Here is a 14,923-nt window from a genome sequence, read left to right as displayed (position 1 = left end):
ACCTTTTTGGCCCGATCAGCGACAGAGCAGACAGGAGCCAGGCGGCTCGACCGGCCATGACGGCAGCGACGGAGACCGATCGCGCGCTTGTCGACCGGGTCGCGAAGGGCGACCGTGCCGCCGTGCGGCTCCTGTTCATGCGTCACCACGCGCGGGTCTATCGCTTCGTGGCGCGCCAGACGGGATCGGAAATGATGGCTGACGATATCGCGAACGAGGTGTTCCTCGAACTGTGGCGGCAGGCGCCCGGCTTCGAGGGACGTTCCGAAGTCTCGACATGGCTGCTCGGCATCGCCCGGTTCAAGGCGCTGTCTTCGCTGCGCAAGAAAAAGGAAGACTGGATCGACGACGAGGCCGCCGCCGCGGTGCCCGACAGCGCCGACACGCCGGAAGTCGTCACCATGAAGGAAGACAAGGCTGCCGCCTTGCGACGCTTCGTCGACGCCTTGCCGGAAGAGCACCGCACGGTGATCGATCTTGCCTATTATCATGGGCAGTCTGTGAGCGAGATCGGCGAGGTGCTCGGCATTCCGGTCGCGACCGTCAAGACCCGGATGTTCTACGCCCGCAAGAAACTCGGCGAGGCCCTCAAGGCCGCCGGTTACGACAGGGGGTGGCCATGAGTGCCGCTGAAAAGATGTCGCGCCGCGACGAAATGGAAACGCTGCTGCCGTTCTATCTGAACGGCTCGCTGGAAGGCTCGGACCTGGAAGCCGTCGAGGAATGGCTGGCCAGCGATCCGGCGGCGATGGCAGCCCTTGGCGAGGCCGAAGCCGAATTCTCCGGCACGACAGCCGCCAATGAAGCGATCCGCCCGCCGGCCGATGCGCTGAGCCGCTTCGCCAAAGCGTTCGACGCCGAGGCCGGACCTGCGCGCGCGCCGGCAAGCTCGTCCTGGCTGGCGCAGGCCTGGGGGCGCTTCATGGCGGTGCCGGTCGGTGTCGCCTGGGCGGCGGCCGCGGTTCTGCTTGCCTTGATTGTGGTGCAGTCGTTGGTGCAGCCCGGTGGCAAGGGCAAGGATTTTGAGATTGCCGCCGCGGAAGACGATCTGGCGAAAATGCCGTTCGCCCTGGTCAAGTTCAAGCCGGACGCGAGGATGTCGGACATTTCGGGCTTTCTCGGCAAGAACGGACTGAAGATCGTTGGTGGACCGACCGCCGACGGCGTGTTCCGGCTTGGCATTCCCGCCGCCAACGCAGCCGACTACACCAAGCAAATCGGCCTTATTGCCGCCCAGCCTTTCACCGAGACTGTGATCGAGGGAAGGAAACCGGTTGATGGCGGCTGAGGCGGTCATTCGATATGCGGCAATCCTGGCGGCGGCGATGACAATCGCCGCCGTGCCTGCGTCGGCGCAGACCAACAACGCCAATCCCGACGGCGCGAAAATCGACTGCGGCAATGCGACCAATGCGGCAGGCGCCGACTGCGCCAAGGACGACGCTGACACAAAGGGCGGATCGGGCGCGTCACAGCCCGGCGCTGTCTTTCTGCCGGCCCTGATCGTCGACCTGTTCCCCAATCCGGTCGTCCCCCCGGCACCGCTGCCGACGCCACGGCCAGACCCAGCAACGCCGCCCGCCAACAATCAGGCCGGCCCCCCACCTGGCGGCCCGATCGTCTCGCCGACCGATCTCATCGCCGTTCAGCCGCCGCGCGCCGTGGTCGGCGATTTCGTGCCCGACGAGGTGCTGGTGACGGTCGACGGCGATGCCGGCGCCGTGCAGCAGATCGCCGCGTCCTTCGGCCTCGAGGTGCGCTCGCAGCGCCAGTCGCGGCTGCTTGGCACCACGCTGGTGCGCTTCGGCATTCCCGACGGCCGCCTGGTCGGCGTCGTGCTGGCGCAGCTGGCCGCCGACGGCCGCACCCAGCGGCGCGAGCCCAACCATGTCTATTCGCTGCAGCAGGCCGCCGGCATCGTCAACTATGCCTTCGACTGCATCGCGCTCGACTCCAAACAGGCCAGCGGCGAGAACGTCCGTATCGCGGTGATCGACACCGGCATCGACGGCAGCAATCCGGCGCTGGCTGGCGTCATAGCCGGGCAGTTCGATGCCATGCCCGGCGTGCCGATCGAAAAGCGCGATCATGGCACTTCGGTCGACGGCCTGATCGCCGGTGTCGGCACGCTGGAGGGCATGGCGCCGGGCGCCAGGATCTACCACGCCCGCGCCTTCGAGGGCGGCAAGTCGACCATGGACGTCATTCTGTCGGCGCTCGACTGGGCGGCGGAACAGGACGTCCGCATCATCAACATGAGCTTCGTCGGGCCGAAGAACGACCTGCTCGGCGTCGCCTGCCGCAATGCAAGGGCGCTCGGCATCGTGCTGGTCGCCGCCGCCGGCAACAACGGACCGAAGGCACCCTATGGCTATCCGGCCGCCTTCGACGGCGTCATCGCGGTGACCGCCACCGATGCCAGGGACGGGCTGATGCCGCAGGCCAATCGCGGCGCCTATGTCTTCATCTCGGCGCCCGGCGTGGAGATGGTGGCGCCGAGTGGCGCCGGCTCGGACGTGGTCACAGGCACTTCGTTCGCGGCGGCGATCGTGACCGGCGCCATCGCCAATCTCATCCATGCCGCGCCGGACCGCTCGGCCGACGGCATCGAGAAGGCGCTGGCGGCAACAGCGAAAGATCTCGGCCCCAAGGGGCGCGACAATGATTTCGGCTATGGTCTGCTGGATATCAAGGCGGCCGCGGCGGCGAAGGAGTAGTCCGCGACGGTGCGGGCGCCGAAGCGGTCGGACAGGGCGCCCCAGGCGAAGCCGCCGAGGCCGCTCAAGTCACGGTTTGCCTAGAGCGGTTCATCGTTCCAAGGAAACGCCGACCCGCTCTCTCTTTGTTTTGACGCGGAAAACCGTTTCACACTTTTCCTGAAATTGCTCCAGGACGTACCAGAAAATACAATGCGACGATGTGCGTGATCATCAGCAGCGGTACGTAGATGATCGGGATCGCGTAGGTGGCGCCTAGTTCCCCCGCGCGTTGGGGAAGGCCGACCTGGATGGCGTGGTAATAGTCGACGATGAGGTCGGCCATCCCGACGAGGTTGAACGCGACGACGAACGGCCAGAAGAGCTGCGGTATCCTCACCGTGAGCAGCGCCAGCATGGCCAGCACCCCTGTCGCAAAGTCGCCATAGGCGGCGGTCACGGCGAAGCTGGCGGGCAGATTGGGGCTTACGACGCCCGGAAGGATGAAGACGAGCCCGAAGAAGCGGAAGCTGTGCAGAGTGGCGATGGCGCGATGCGCCGCGAACCGGTCCATCGAGCTCAGCCACGGCAGACCGTAGGCACCGAAGCAAAGCAGCCACGCGACATAGCCCAGAACAAGATGGGTTTGGAACAGGACTTCCGTGGGCATCTGGCCTCCTCTCAACGGTTGGGTCACGCGGCCTCGAACACCGCGCTGGGGACGCCGAGGCGGTTCTTCAAGAGGAACCGTCCCTGGTTGGCGGAAGGCTACCCGCAGTCCTGTCCCACGCCGGGATCTGGCGAAGGCCGCAGGCTCGGCAACCGGTCCGTCAGGCCTCAATCGATATCTAACCCCGCTTCCATAATTCGGCTATCCGCTGTAATCACAACAACCCATGAAGCAGAACTACACAGTCCGGCACGGTGCGCTGGAGGGCGTCGAGGCGTTCCTGGCTGTCGCCAGGCACCGCAACTTCCGCCGAGCCGCGGCCGAACTCGGCGTGACACCGTCCGCCGTGAGCCAGGCGGTGCGCGCGCTTGAGGCGCGCATGGGCACGGCGCTGTTTGCCCGCACGACGCGGAGCGTCGGCTTGACCGAGCCTGGCCAGCGGTTCCTCGACCGTGCCGGCCCTGCTTTCGAGGAACTGGTCGCGGCCGGCGAGGCCGTGCGTGATGCCGGCCAACGGCCGACCGGTCTGCTACGCCTGTCCGTGCCGCGCGCCGTCGTGCCGTTGATCCTGGAGCCGATGATCGCCTCGTTCTGCCGGGCCTATCCCGAGATCGAACTGGAGATCGCCGCGAGCGACGAGATGGTCGACCTCGCGACCGGCGGGTTCGATGCCGGCATCCGCCTCGGCCAGTTCATCGCGGCCGACATGGTCGCGGTGCGGCTCACCCCGCCGTTCGCGTTCGTGGTCGTCGGCAGCCCTGACTATCTCGAGCGCCACGGCCGCCCCGAACGTGTCGACGATTTGCGCCACCACGCCTGCTTGCGCTTGCGCCGTTCGAACGGCGCCATCGCGCCCTGGTCCTTCGTCGACGACAATGGGGCGATCGAGGCGATGGTCTCGGGCCCGCTGATCGCACACGACTATCCGACATTGCTCGGGGCCGCCATGCAGGGCGTTGGGCTGGCGCAGACGCCTCGACCCGTCGCCGAAGGTCCGATAGCCCAGGGAAAACTCGAGGTGGTGCTGGACGGCATCGCCGCCACGACGCCGGGCGTCTTCCTCTATCATCCCGGCAGGCGCCAGGTGCTGCCGAAGCTGCGCGCCTTCATCGATCACCTCAAATCGGCGGGCTGAGGAGCCTCTAGACGCAATTGCGGACGGAAAACCGTTTCACACCGTTCCTGGAATTGCTTCAGGCCGGCGCGCCGGCGACCGATCCCCTGACCACCAGGTCGACGGGCCAGACCTCGCCGCGGGCGCCCTCCTCCAGCCCCGATATCCGTGCCGCCAGCCGCTCGGCGACGCGCGCGCCGGCGAGACGGATGGACGAGCGCGTCGTCGACAGCGGCACCGAGAAATTCTCCGGCCGCAACCAGGGAAAGACGTCGTCATGGGCGATCAGCGACACGTCGCCGGGAATGGTCAGGCCGAGGTCGCGCACCGCGCGCACGACGCCCAGCGCCATGATCAGGCTGGAGCAGGCGATCGCCGTCGGCGCGTCGCCCGCTTCGAGCAGGCGCCTGGTGGCGCGATAGCCGTTCTCTTCGGTCATCACCACCGAGCAGACATGACTGTCGCCCAATGGCAGGCCGCTCGCGGCGAGCGCCCGACGAACGCCGCGCTCGCGATGGATGGCAAAGGTCTCGCGGTCGTCGCCGTTGATCAGCGCCAGCCGCCGGTGGCCGAGCTGGATCAACAGCCGCGCCGCCTCGTGAAAGGCACCCTCATTGTCGATGTCGGTGAAGGGATAGTCGAAATCGAAGCCTTCGCTGCGGCCATGGACGATGAAGGGAATGCCGAGTGTGTTGACCAGCGCCACGCGGCGGTCGGCGGGCCTGGGCGAGGAGATATAGACGGCGTCGACCTGGCGGTTGGCGACGATGCGCCGATAGGTCGTTTCCTGGTCGTCGGCGTCGGCCGGCGACAGCACCAGGTCGAGCTCATGCGAGCGGGCATAGTCGCCGAGGCCGGACAGGAACTCGACGAAATGCGGATCGATATCGACGGACGCACCGGTCGGCAGGACATAGCCGATCATGCCGGTCTTGCCGGTCGCCAGCCGGCGCGCGCTGGGGTTGGGGCGATAGCCGTGACGCTTGGCGGCGTCCATCACGCGCCGGCGCGTTTCCTCGTTGACCTCGGGATAGCCGTTCAGCGCACGGCTTACCGTGGTCTGCGACAGCGACAGCATATGGGCGAGCTGCTTGAGGTTCACAGGAGGCCTCCCAGCCTCAAAGCGCTTTTAATTCGACTGGGTCTGAGCGCCAGGAGGGCGCGCAGCGATGTCAAGACGAGCATAGGCGCGCTTTGAACGAGTTTGAAACAAAAATTACTGCTGCACTGCCATAAATACATGCTGCAGCGCACTTTTCGCGCGACACAAGCTCAAAATTAAATCGATTAGCCGGCCGCCCTCTTGACTTCCGAGCGATTCAATGGCGAGATCAAAAAAGCCAAAGCGCTTTGGAAGACTCTTCGAAAGGTTGCGGTTCCTTTCTGACTGAGTCACAGTCCTGCGGCATCGGCGGGCGGAATGGAGGTTCCGTCCGGTGTTTGTGACCCACTGGGAGGAATACCGATGAAGAAAATGCTTTTGCTGGGTGCTGCGTTTGCCACGCTTGCCCTGAACGCGCCCGCGCATGCCGAACTGAAGTTCAAGCCGGGCGAGGATCCCCGCTTCAACTGGGCGAACTACGAAGAGCTCAAGAAAGTCGATCTCAAGGGTGAGACGCTGTCGATCTTCGGACCGTGGCGCGGCGAGGACGAAGGCCTGGTGCGCGGCGTTCTTGACTATTTCTCGGAAGCCACCGGCGTCGAGATCAAATACTCCTCCTCGGAGAATTACGAGCAGCAGATCGTCATCGACACACAGGCCGGCAGCCCGCCCAATATCGCCGTGCTGCCGCAGCCGGGCCTGATCCAGGACCTGGCATCGAAGGGCCTGCTGACGCCGCTGGGCGACGACACCGCCAAATGGATCAAGGACAATTACGGTGCCGGCCAGTCATGGGTCGACCTCGGCACCTTCAAGGACAAGGACGGCAAGCCGGGCTTCTTCGCCTTCCCCTACAAGGCCGACGTGAAGTCGCTGGTCTGGTACTCGCCGGATAATTTCGAGGAAGCCGGCTACAAGGTACCGAAGACGCAGGAAGAACTCGCCGATCTCGAAAAGAAAATCATCGCCGATGGCGGCAAGCCGTGGTGCATCGGCCTCGGCTCCGGCGGCGCCACCGGCTGGCCGGCGACCGACTGGGTCGAAGACCTGATGCTGCGGACCCAGACGCCCGACGTCTACGACAAATGGGTGAAGAACGAGATCCCGTTCAACGATCCCGCGGTGGTCAACGCCATCGATATCTTCGGCAAGATCGCGACCGACGACAAGATGGTCGATGGCGGCGCCAAGGCGGTTGCGGCGACCGATTTCCGCGACAGCCCGAAGGGCCTCTTCTCGGTGCCGCCGAAATGCTACCTGCACCATCAGGCGTCGTTCATCCCGACCTTCTTCCCCGAAGGCACCAAGGTCGGCCAGGACGCGGACTTCTTCTACTTCCCGCCCTATGCCTCCAAGCCTGAACTGGGCACGCCCGTGCTCGGCGCCGGTACGCTGGCGATGATCACCAAGGACTCAAAAGCCGCACGCGCCTTCATCGAATTCCTGAAGATGCCGCTCGCTCATGAGATCTGGATGGCCGAGGGCGGTTTCGTGACGCCGTTCAAGGGCGTGAACAAGGCTGCCTATGCCAGCGACGCGCTGAGGAAGCAGGGCGAAATCCTCGCCAATGCCTCGACCTTCCGCTTCGACGGTTCCGACCTGATGCCGGGCAAGATCGGCGCCGGCGCGTTCTGGACCGGCATGATCGACCTGGTCGGCGGCAAGTCCGCGCAGGATGTCGCCACCGACATCCAGAAGAGCTGGGACGCGATCAAGTAGCACGCGAGCAAGCAGGCGGCCGGCCGGCTGAAACGGCCGCGCCCACCATTCTCGCACTGGATCCGGGCCCTGCCGGCCCGGATCCGATAGCGGCCAGTGCCGCAACCTTTCGTCATGAGCGCATAGACATGAAGCGCGATCGGCATGGGAACAGGTTTCCGCCGCCGATGACGCTCCAAGCAACTGAATCGGCGCCTGGTCCCGTCACCAAGGTCATTCCTTGTCGGGTCATGCGCAGGGGGAGGGACCCATGGCGACTCAGATCTTCTCGGCCATATTCGTCATCATCGTCGGCGTCGGCGGTTGCGTTGCCTATTTCTGGGGCGCCAACAAGCTGGTCGACCTGATATTCCCGTCGCGCGGCGTCGCCGGCGCCGCGGCCATCGACAATCTGCGCCGGCAAGGGCTGGTCCGGCCTTGGCTGTTCGTCGGCCCGGCGATGATCATCCTGACCATCTACCTGATCTACCCGGTGGCCGAGACGCTGCGGCTGTCCTTCCTCGATCGCGGCGGCGGCAATTTCGTCGGCTTCGCCAATTATGAATGGGCGTTCGGCGATCGCGAGTTCCGCAACTCGATCCTCAACAACATCGTCTGGCTGGCGGTGGTGCCGGCCGCCTGCACCTTCCTCGGGCTGATCATCGCTGTGCTCACCGACAAGATCTGGTGGGGCACGATCGCCAAGAGCCTGATCTTCCTGCCGCTGGCGATCTCCTTCGTCGGCGCCAGCGTGATCTGGAAGTTCATCTACGAATACCGCGGCGAGGGCCAGACGCAGATCGGCATCCTCAACGCCATCATCCAGCATTTCGGCGGCCAGCCGCAGGTCTGGATATCGCTGCCGTTCTGGAACAATTTCTTCCTGATGGTGATCCTGATCTGGATCCAGACCGGCTTTGCCATGGTCATCCTGTCTTCCGCCTTGCGCGGCATTCCCGAAGAGACGCTGGAGGCCGCGGTCATCGACGGCGCCAATCCATTCCAGATATTCTGGAAGATCATGGTGCCGCAGATCTGGGGCACCATCGCCGTCGTCTGGACGACGATCACCATTCTGGTGCTCAAAGTGTTCGACATCGTGCTGACCATGACCAACGGCCAGTGGAACAGCCAGGTGCTGGCCAATCTGATGTTCGACTGGATGTTCCGCGGCGGCGGCGATTTCGGCCGCGGCGCCACCATCGCCATCATCATCATGATCGCGGTCATTCCGATCATGGTCTGGAACATCCGCCAGGCGAACAAAGAGACGGGAGGACATTGAGATGGCCGTTGCGACCGGAAATTCCTTCGCCAGCCGCTTTGGCGTCCACATTGCCGTCCTCGTCTTCGTCGCCATCTGGACCATACCGACGCTTGGCATCCTGGTCTCGTCGCTGCGCGTCAAGGACCAGATCATCGCCTCGGGCTGGTGGAATTCGTTCTCCAGTTCCACCCAAACGGAAGCCGGCCGTCTGCCGGCCGCCTCGACGCAAGTCGAAAAGGACGGCAAGTTCGTCCTCGAGGCCAACATCTTCGGTGACGGTGTTGCCCGCAACATCAGCGCCTTCGGCGTCAAATCGGCGGCGCCGACGCAGTATCCCGCCGGCACATCGGCCGATCTCGGCGACGGCGTGACCTTGCAGCTCAACGCCGACGGCAGTTTCGTCATGCAGTCGCCCAAGGCGTTCGAAGGCGATCGCGGCCAGCGCATCTATTATGCCTCCTCGGCGCCGCCGAAATTCACCACCGACAACTACAAAACCGTGCTGTTTTCGGAAGGCATCGGACGGTCGTTCATGAACTCGCTGACCGTCACCATTCCGGCGACCGTCATCCCGATCCTGATCGCCGCCTTTGCCGCCTATGCACTGGCCTGGATGCGCTTTCCCGGCCGTGCGCTGCTGATCGCGGTCATCATCGGCCTGCTGGTGGTGCCGCTGCAGATGTCGCTGATCCCGCTGTTGAAGCTCTACAACGGCGTCGGCGCTTTCTTCGGCATGCCGTCGAAAACCTATCTCGGCATCTGGCTGGCGCATACCGGCTTCGGCCTGCCCTTCGCCATCTACCTGCTCAGGAGCTACATTGCCGGCCTGCCGCGCGAAATCATGGAATCGGCGCGCATCGACGGCGCCAGCGATTTCGAGATCTTCGTCAAGATCGTGCTGCCGCTGTCGTTCCCGGTGCTGGCCTCGTTTGCCATCTTCCAATTCCTGTGGGTATGGAACGATCTGCTGGTTGCGATGGTTTTCCTGGGTACGGAGGCAGACCAGATCGTGCTGACCGCCAAGCTCAACGCGTTGCTGGGCTCACGCGGCGGCGACTGGGAGATTCTGACGACGTCGGCTTTCGTGACCATCATCGTGCCGCTGATCGTGTTCTTCTCGCTGCAGCGCTATTTCGTCCGCGGGCTGCTTGCCGGCTCGGTGAAAGGAGGCTGAGACAATGCAATCCGCTTTGAAAGCCAATTCGAAGCCCGACCTCGCCATCGATCGCGACTGGTGGCGAGGTGCGGTGATCTACCAAATCTATCCGCGCAGCTACCAGGACTCGAACGGCGACGGCATCGGCGACCTGAAAGGCATCATCGGCCGCCTCCCCTACATTGCGGGGCTGGGTGCGGACGCCATCTGGATTTCGCCGTTCTTCAAGTCGCCGATGAAGGATTTCGGCTACGACGTCACCGATTACTGCGACGTCGATCCGATGTTCGGCACGCTGGCCGACTTCGATGCGCTGACCGCCGAGGCACACAGGCTGGGCTTGAAGGTGATGATCGACGAGGTGCTGTCGCACACCGCCGACAATCATCCCTGGTTCAAGGAAAGCCGGTCGAGCCGCAGCAACCCGAAAGCCGACTGGTATGTCTGGGCCGACGCCAGGCCGGACGGCACGCCGCCCAACAACTGGCTGTCGATCTTCGGCGGCTCGGCGTGGCAATGGGACACCAGCCGCCAGCAATATTACCTGCACAACTTCCTCGCCGAGCAGCCGGACCTCAATTTCCACAACACGCAAGTCCAGAACGCGCTGCTCGATGTCACCCGCTTCTGGCTGGAACGCGGCGTCGACGGTTTCCGGCTCGACACCATCAATTTCTACTTCCACAGCCAGGGCCTGGAAAACAATCCGCCGCTGCCGCCGGAGCAGCGCAACGACCAGACCGCACCCGCGGTCAACCCCTACAACTACCAGGACCACCTCTACGACAAGAGCCGTCCGGAAAACCTCGGCTTCCTCGAACGCTTCCGCGCCCTGCTCGACGAATATCCGGCAACCGCCGCAGTCGGCGAGGTCGGCGATTCGCAGCGCGGGCTGGAAGTGGTGGCGGCCTATACGGCCGGCGGCAAGCGCGTGCACATGTGCTATTCCTTCGACTTCCTGGCGCCGGAAAAGATCAGTGCGGCCAAGGTCCGCGCGGTGCTGGAATCCTTCGGCAAGGTCGCCAGCGACGGCTGGTCGTGCTGGGCCTTCTCCAATCATGACGTGATGCGCCCGGCGTCACGCTGGGCGGCCGGCGAAGCCGATCCGACCGCCTATCTCAAGGTCATCTCGGCGCTGCTGATGTCCCTGCGCGGTTCGGTCTGCATCTACCAGGGCGAGGAGCTCGGGCTCGGCGAAGCCGACCTCCGCTTCGAGGATCTGCAGGACCCCTACGGCATCCGCTTCTGGCCGGAATTCAAGGGCCGCGACGGCTGCCGCACGCCGATGGTGTGGGACGGCAGCGCCAGGAATGGCGGCTTCTCCTCGGCAAAGCCCTGGTTGCCGGTGCCGGCCAAGCATCTGTCGCAAGCGGTCAATGTGCAGCAGGGCGACGAGACCTCGCTGCTCGAGCACTACCGGCGCTTTCTCACCTTCCGCCGCGCCCATCCGGCGCTGGCCAAGGGCGACATCACCTTCATCGAAAGTCAGGGTGACACGGTCGCCTTCACGCGCCGCGCGGGCAACGAGCAGATCGTCTGCGTCTTCAATCTGGGAGCCGGGCCAACCAAGGTTGACCTTGGCAACCGATCGCTGCACCCTTTGCCCGGGCACGGATTTTCGGGGCAGGCGAGTACCGGTTCCATACAGCTCGGCGGCTACGGCGCCTGGTTCGGGCGCATCGACTGAATTTCAAATCACTTGAATTTCATATCACTGGGAGGAAACCAATGGCCGATGTCACGCTAAGGCAAGTGAAGAAGTCCTACGGCAATCTGAACATTCTCCACGGCATCGACCTCGATATTAAATCGGGCGAGTTCATCGTCTTTGTCGGCCCGTCGGGCTGCGGCAAGTCGACATTGCTGAGATCGATCGCCGGGCTCGAGGAAATCACCTCCGGCGAGCTCAAAATAGCCGGCGAGGTCGTCAACGACGTGCCGCCGTCGAAGCGGGGCATCGCCATGGTGTTCCAGTCCTACGCGCTCTACCCGCACATGACCGTCTACGACAACATGGCGTTCTCGATGAAGATCGGTAAGGAGAACAAGGCCGAGATCGACCGCCGCGTAAAGCAGGCCGCCGAAATCCTGCAGTTGACCAAATATCTCGACCGCCTGCCCAAGGCGATGTCGGGCGGCCAGCGCCAGCGCGTCGCCATCGGCCGCGCCATCGTGCGCAATCCGAAAGTGTTCCTGTTCGACGAGCCGTTGTCGAACCTTGACGCGGCGCTGCGCGTGGCCACCCGCATCGAGATCGCCAAGCTCAAGGAATCGATGCCCAACACGACCATGATCTACGTCACCCACGACCAGGTCGAGGCGATGACGCTGGCCGATCGCATCGTGGTGCTCAAGGAAGGCCATATCGAGCAGGTCGGCACGCCGATGGATCTCTACAAGAAGCCTGGCAATCTGTTCGTCGCCCAGTTCATCGGCTCGCCGGCCATGAACATCCTGCCGGCGACCATCGACAAGACCGGAAACCCGACCGTCGTCAGCCATGTCGGCGGGCGCAAGGCAACCGTGCCGATCGCGACGCCTGCTTCGGCAAAGGGTGCCGCGGTGAGTTTCGGCGTGCGGCCGGAGGATCTGATCATCGCCAACGGCGCGGACTATCTGTTCGAGGGAACGGTCGACTATGTCGAGCAGCTCGGCGAGGTCCAGCTTGTCTATGTCGACATCGGCCGCGCCGACCTGCCGCTGGTGACCAAGCTGCCAGGCAATGTCGAGGTCAAACGCGGGGCGACTCTGCGGCTGAGCGCGGACGCCAACGACCTTCACATCTTCGATGCGGACGGGCACTCCTTCTCGCTCCGTCAGCCGGAAGCAAAGGCGGCCTGAAGTCAGGACATCCGAGGACGTATAAGAAACAAAAAGCGGCGGGCAAAGGCCCGCCGCTCTTGTCTGGAATCAGCTTCGGCTGTTAGCGGCCGAAGAGGTTCCGGTCACTGCCCTGAGGGGCGGACTTCTGTACGTCGCCCGACGAATTGAGCAGCTTGTAGACAACCGATTCGCTGTTGCGGATCGAGCCCGTATGCGAGGTGTCGACGTTGACGGCCGCCTGCTTGTTGATGTCGGTGCCACCAACATTGTCGTTGCGGGCATAGGCGCCGCCGGCGGCAATCAGAAGAGCGGCGGCAGTAAGAATAATCTTTTTCATTTTTGATACTCCGGTATTTTCAAACTTCAGGCGGCGGGATCACCCGCCGCCTCGCTGTCGGATGTCAGTTTCGGATGTTTAGTTGTTGCCGAACAGGTTGCGGTCGCTGCCATGGGTGACAGGCGTCTGCGCAGCCGGCTCAGACTTGTTGATGGAAGCCGTGTAGGAGCTGTCGACCGAAACGGCAGGCTGGTTGGCGCCGTTGGAGCCAAAGTTGTCGCTGGCGGCGAGAGCACTGCCGGAGAGGGCCAGAATGGCGGCGGCACCAATAAGCATCTTGTTCATTTTAGTCTCCTGAATTTTAGAGCCTCTCCAAGGCGGCGGGACGGACCCGCCGCTCGCTTGGAATTGGCTGTTAGTGGCCGAAGAGGTTGCGGTCGCTGCCTTGGGCGGGCGTCTGAGCAACCGGTTCCGACGTCTTGGTGGAAGCCGTGTACGACTGGTCAACCGCGGCTGCAGGCTGGTTGGCGCCGTTCGAACCATAGTTGTCGCTGGCGGCGAAGGCGCTTCCGGAAATGGCCACAACGGCGGCGGCAGCAATAAGGATCTTGTTCATTTTAGCTCTCCTGAATTTTTCGAATTTTGCCAGGGCGGCGGGCAACCCGCCGCTGCTGGGAATCGGCTGTTTAGCGGTTGCCGAAGAGATTACGGTCGGCACCCTGGACAGGCGTCTGAGCAGCCGGTTCCGACTTCTTGATCGAAGCGGTGTACGAGCTGTCGACGGCGGCGGCTGCCGGGGCGTTCGAACCATAGTGGTCGCTACCGTTAGCGAAGGCGCTGCCAGAAATGGCCAGAAGGGCGGCGGCAGTGAGAACAATCTTTTTCATTTTAGGTACTCCAGTATTTTCCCGTCCGTCTAGCGGCGTGTCTTGGGAGGAAATCGCGTCGTTCGGACCGCCCCGATGTGGGAAAACCATCCAACCATTTCCAATCACGAAGTTGTTCCGCGTGGACCAAGAATCTGCCACTTGAAATTGTGCCAAGAGCTTCTACACTCGATATTTTTATCAATTGAATCAATTGGTTGAGTGAAACAGGCGCCCAGTTCACCAACTGTGTCGGAGGCCCAGCGTTCACACCGTCCTGCACGCACCGTCAACAGAAACGAACCGTTCGGTTCGATTTTAGAGGGTGCTAATAGTCACTTTTCGAAACCGCTAGCCTTTTTTGGTCCCTGGCAAGGGGCCGGATTCGCGGAGATTGCAGGCGGCGATGGCTGCCGAAGAGATAGGGGTTTCGGCCCTCGATCGCCAACCGGAGCGTTTCGCACGCGTGTCGCGCCGCATGGATACGATGTCGTTTTCATGCCGATGACACGCCCGCGATCGTGATTAGATCATGTCATCTCAGGTGCTGCTTCGTGACGATGAAGCGGAGAATTGGGAAGCCGGTCAGAATCCGGCGCTGCCCCCGCAACGGTGGTGGAGTTCAAGTCGCAACGGGAGACCACTGGGCAATTGCCTGGGAAGGTGTCGCGATGGTCCGCAAGGACAACTCCAGAGCCCGGAAACCAGCCCGAGATCTCTAGGCTCGACTGATCGCGGTGGGCGGTCAAGAGGTGGATCGTGCATGTTCGGCGCATCGCCGGCCTGCGTCCAATCCTTCCTCCATCACCACCAGTTCAGTCCTTAGAAACGAGGACAGGACATGGATGCTCGCAACGACATGCTGAGGCTCTTGAATGGCCGCCGGCAAGGCTTTTCACTAGAACAGCCCTTCTACACCGATCCAGACTATTTCAAGCTCGACATGGAGCTGATCTGGTACCGCGATTGGCTGTTCATCGGTCATGATTGCGAGCTGCCGAAGCCGGGCAGCTACATCACCGCGCAGATCGGCGACTATCCGGTCGTGCTTGTCCGCGACCAGCAAGGCAAGATCAACGCCTTCCACAATTCCTGCCGGCATCGCGGCAGCCGCGTCTGCAATTCCGACAAGGGTACGGCGGCAAAGCTGGTCTGCCCCTATCACCAATGGACCTATGAGCTGGACGGCAGGCTGTTGTTTGCCCGGCAGATGGCGGATAGTTTCGACAAGAGCCAGTTCGGCTTGAAGCCTGT

Annotated in this window: 16 protein-coding genes and 1 riboswitch; of the genes, 10 read left to right on the top strand and 6 right to left on the bottom strand. The window is 63.2% G+C overall.

What is annotated here, in order from left to right:
* Positions 1 to 56 precede the first annotated feature (56 nt).
* The 3 genes from ACFSQT_RS24360 to ACFSQT_RS24350 are packed head-to-tail and all read left to right on the top strand — an operon-like array spanning position 57 to position 2,717.
* Entirely contained in the window at positions 57 to 623 is a 567-nt protein-coding gene (locus ACFSQT_RS24360) for a sigma-70 family RNA polymerase sigma factor (protein WP_379022925.1), read from the top strand.
* The gene (locus tag ACFSQT_RS24355) at positions 620 to 1,288 is read left to right on the top strand and encodes an anti-sigma factor (protein WP_379022923.1); all 669 of its coding nucleotides are present in this window, start codon (positions 620 to 622) and stop codon (positions 1,286 to 1,288) included. Before ACFSQT_RS24360 ends, ACFSQT_RS24355 begins: the two co-directional genes overlap by 4 nt.
* Positions 1,278 to 2,717, top strand: a complete 1,440-nt coding sequence (locus ACFSQT_RS24350) for a S8 family serine peptidase (RefSeq protein WP_379022921.1) — start codon at positions 1,278 to 1,280, stop codon at positions 2,715 to 2,717. The genes ACFSQT_RS24355 and ACFSQT_RS24350 overlap by 11 nt, the downstream gene beginning before the upstream one ends.
* Positions 2,718 to 2,865: 148 nt before the next feature.
* Here the strand turns inward: ACFSQT_RS24350 and ACFSQT_RS24345 are convergent, their stop codons facing one another.
* Positions 2,866 to 3,366 (bottom strand): hypothetical protein, encoded by a 501-nt coding sequence (locus ACFSQT_RS24345; protein ID WP_379022919.1) that lies wholly within the window; start codon positions 3,364 to 3,366, stop codon positions 2,866 to 2,868.
* A gap of 226 nt (positions 3,367 to 3,592) precedes the next feature.
* Between ACFSQT_RS24345 and ACFSQT_RS24340 the strand changes: the two genes are divergently transcribed.
* Complete coding sequence (locus ACFSQT_RS24340; protein WP_379022917.1) at positions 3,593 to 4,501, top strand: LysR family transcriptional regulator; 909 nt, start codon at positions 3,593 to 3,595, stop codon at positions 4,499 to 4,501.
* A gap of 58 nt (positions 4,502 to 4,559) precedes the next feature.
* Here ACFSQT_RS24340 and ACFSQT_RS24335 read toward each other — a convergent pair whose 3' ends face one another.
* A complete protein-coding gene (locus tag ACFSQT_RS24335; RefSeq protein ID WP_379022915.1) occupies positions 4,560 to 5,582 on the bottom strand; it encodes a LacI family DNA-binding transcriptional regulator in 1,023 nt (340 codons plus the stop codon).
* A gap of 363 nt (positions 5,583 to 5,945) precedes the next feature.
* Between ACFSQT_RS24335 and ACFSQT_RS24330 the strand changes: the two genes are divergently transcribed.
* From ACFSQT_RS24330 to ACFSQT_RS24310, 5 genes are all read left to right on the top strand, one after another.
* Positions 5,946 to 7,301 carry an ABC transporter substrate-binding protein gene (locus ACFSQT_RS24330; RefSeq protein WP_379022913.1) on the top strand — a complete coding sequence of 452 codons (1,356 nt, stop codon included), beginning with the start codon at positions 5,946 to 5,948 and terminating at the stop codon, positions 7,299 to 7,301.
* 250 nt (positions 7,302 to 7,551) lie between these two features.
* Positions 7,552 to 8,565 (top strand): carbohydrate ABC transporter permease, encoded by a 1,014-nt coding sequence (locus tag ACFSQT_RS24325; protein ID WP_379022911.1) that lies wholly within the window; start codon positions 7,552 to 7,554, stop codon positions 8,563 to 8,565.
* 1 nt (position 8,566) lies between these two features.
* Positions 8,567 to 9,721 (top strand): carbohydrate ABC transporter permease, encoded by a 1,155-nt coding sequence (locus ACFSQT_RS24320; RefSeq protein WP_379022909.1) that lies wholly within the window; start codon positions 8,567 to 8,569, stop codon positions 9,719 to 9,721.
* A 4-nt stretch (positions 9,722 to 9,725) separates the two neighbouring features.
* Positions 9,726 to 11,390: a beta-galactosidase BglA gene (gene bglA, locus ACFSQT_RS24315; RefSeq protein WP_379022907.1), complete on the top strand. Its 1,665-nt coding sequence runs from the start codon at positions 9,726 to 9,728 to the stop codon at positions 11,388 to 11,390.
* 41 nt (positions 11,391 to 11,431) lie between these two features.
* A complete protein-coding gene (locus ACFSQT_RS24310; protein WP_379022905.1) occupies positions 11,432 to 12,544 on the top strand; it encodes an ABC transporter ATP-binding protein in 1,113 nt (370 codons plus the stop codon).
* 82 nt (positions 12,545 to 12,626) lie between these two features.
* On the opposite strand, the gene ACFSQT_RS24305 is transcribed toward ACFSQT_RS24310, so the two are convergent.
* The 4 genes from ACFSQT_RS24305 to ACFSQT_RS24290 all read right to left on the bottom strand — a co-directional run bounded on the left by ACFSQT_RS24305 (position 12,627) and on the right by ACFSQT_RS24290 (position 13,690).
* On the bottom strand, positions 12,627 to 12,863 hold the full coding sequence (locus ACFSQT_RS24305) for a DUF680 domain-containing protein (protein WP_379022903.1): 237 nt from the start codon (positions 12,861 to 12,863) through the stop codon (positions 12,627 to 12,629).
* 78 nt (positions 12,864 to 12,941) lie between these two features.
* Positions 12,942 to 13,148, bottom strand: coding sequence for a DUF680 domain-containing protein (locus tag ACFSQT_RS24300; protein ID WP_379022901.1), 207 nt, complete (start codon positions 13,146 to 13,148; stop codon positions 12,942 to 12,944).
* Positions 13,149 to 13,218: 70 nt separating this feature from the next.
* On the bottom strand, positions 13,219 to 13,419 hold the full coding sequence (locus tag ACFSQT_RS24295) for a DUF680 domain-containing protein (protein ID WP_379022899.1): 201 nt from the start codon (positions 13,417 to 13,419) through the stop codon (positions 13,219 to 13,221).
* 70 nt (positions 13,420 to 13,489) lie between these two features.
* The gene (locus ACFSQT_RS24290) at positions 13,490 to 13,690 is read right to left on the bottom strand and encodes a DUF680 domain-containing protein (RefSeq protein ID WP_379022897.1); all 201 of its coding nucleotides are present in this window, start codon (positions 13,688 to 13,690) and stop codon (positions 13,490 to 13,492) included.
* Positions 13,691 to 14,194: 504 nt separating this feature from the next.
* A riboswitch (cobalamin riboswitch) is annotated at positions 14,195 to 14,396 on the top strand.
* A 114-nt stretch (positions 14,397 to 14,510) separates the two neighbouring features.
* On the opposite strand from ACFSQT_RS24290, the gene ACFSQT_RS24285 reads away from it, so the two are divergent.
* Positions 14,511 to 14,923, top strand: a 413-nt coding sequence (locus ACFSQT_RS24285; protein ID WP_379022895.1) for an aromatic ring-hydroxylating oxygenase subunit alpha, incomplete at its 3' end; no start/stop codon positions are given.

This window comes from Mesorhizobium calcicola, assembly GCF_042682105.1.
In the GTDB taxonomy this organism is placed as follows: Bacteria; Pseudomonadota; Alphaproteobacteria; order Rhizobiales; family Rhizobiaceae; genus Mesorhizobium; species Mesorhizobium calcicola.
This window is presented reverse-complemented; position numbering and strand designations above follow the sequence as displayed.

Excerpts from the sequence above, each read along its gene's own strand:
- ACFSQT_RS24360 (WP_379022925.1), top strand. The coding sequence starts at position 57 with ATGACGGCAGCGACGGAGACCGATCGCGCGCTTGTCGACCGGGTCGCG.
- ACFSQT_RS24355 (WP_379022923.1), top strand. The coding sequence starts at position 620 with ATGAGTGCCGCTGAAAAGATGTCGCGCCGCGACGAAATGGAAACGCTG.
- ACFSQT_RS24350 (WP_379022921.1), top strand. The coding sequence starts at position 1,278 with ATGGCGGCTGAGGCGGTCATTCGATATGCGGCAATCCTGGCGGCGGCG.
- ACFSQT_RS24345 (WP_379022919.1), bottom strand. The coding sequence starts at position 3,366 with ATGCCCACGGAAGTCCTGTTCCAAACCCATCTTGTTCTGGGCTATGTC.
- ACFSQT_RS24340 (WP_379022917.1), top strand. The coding sequence starts at position 3,593 with ATGAAGCAGAACTACACAGTCCGGCACGGTGCGCTGGAGGGCGTCGAG.
- ACFSQT_RS24330 (WP_379022913.1), top strand. The coding sequence starts at position 5,946 with ATGAAGAAAATGCTTTTGCTGGGTGCTGCGTTTGCCACGCTTGCCCTG.
- ACFSQT_RS24325 (WP_379022911.1), top strand. The coding sequence starts at position 7,552 with ATGGCGACTCAGATCTTCTCGGCCATATTCGTCATCATCGTCGGCGTC.
- ACFSQT_RS24320 (WP_379022909.1), top strand. The coding sequence starts at position 8,567 with ATGGCCGTTGCGACCGGAAATTCCTTCGCCAGCCGCTTTGGCGTCCAC.
- bglA (WP_379022907.1), top strand. The coding sequence starts at position 9,726 with ATGCAATCCGCTTTGAAAGCCAATTCGAAGCCCGACCTCGCCATCGAT.
- ACFSQT_RS24310 (WP_379022905.1), top strand. The coding sequence starts at position 11,432 with ATGGCCGATGTCACGCTAAGGCAAGTGAAGAAGTCCTACGGCAATCTG.
- ACFSQT_RS24305 (WP_379022903.1), bottom strand. The coding sequence starts at position 12,863 with ATGAAAAAGATTATTCTTACTGCCGCCGCTCTTCTGATTGCCGCCGGC.
- ACFSQT_RS24300 (WP_379022901.1), bottom strand. The coding sequence starts at position 13,148 with ATGAACAAGATGCTTATTGGTGCCGCCGCCATTCTGGCCCTCTCCGGC.
- ACFSQT_RS24295 (WP_379022899.1), bottom strand. The coding sequence starts at position 13,419 with ATGAACAAGATCCTTATTGCTGCCGCCGCCGTTGTGGCCATTTCCGGA.
- ACFSQT_RS24290 (WP_379022897.1), bottom strand. The coding sequence starts at position 13,690 with ATGAAAAAGATTGTTCTCACTGCCGCCGCCCTTCTGGCCATTTCTGGC.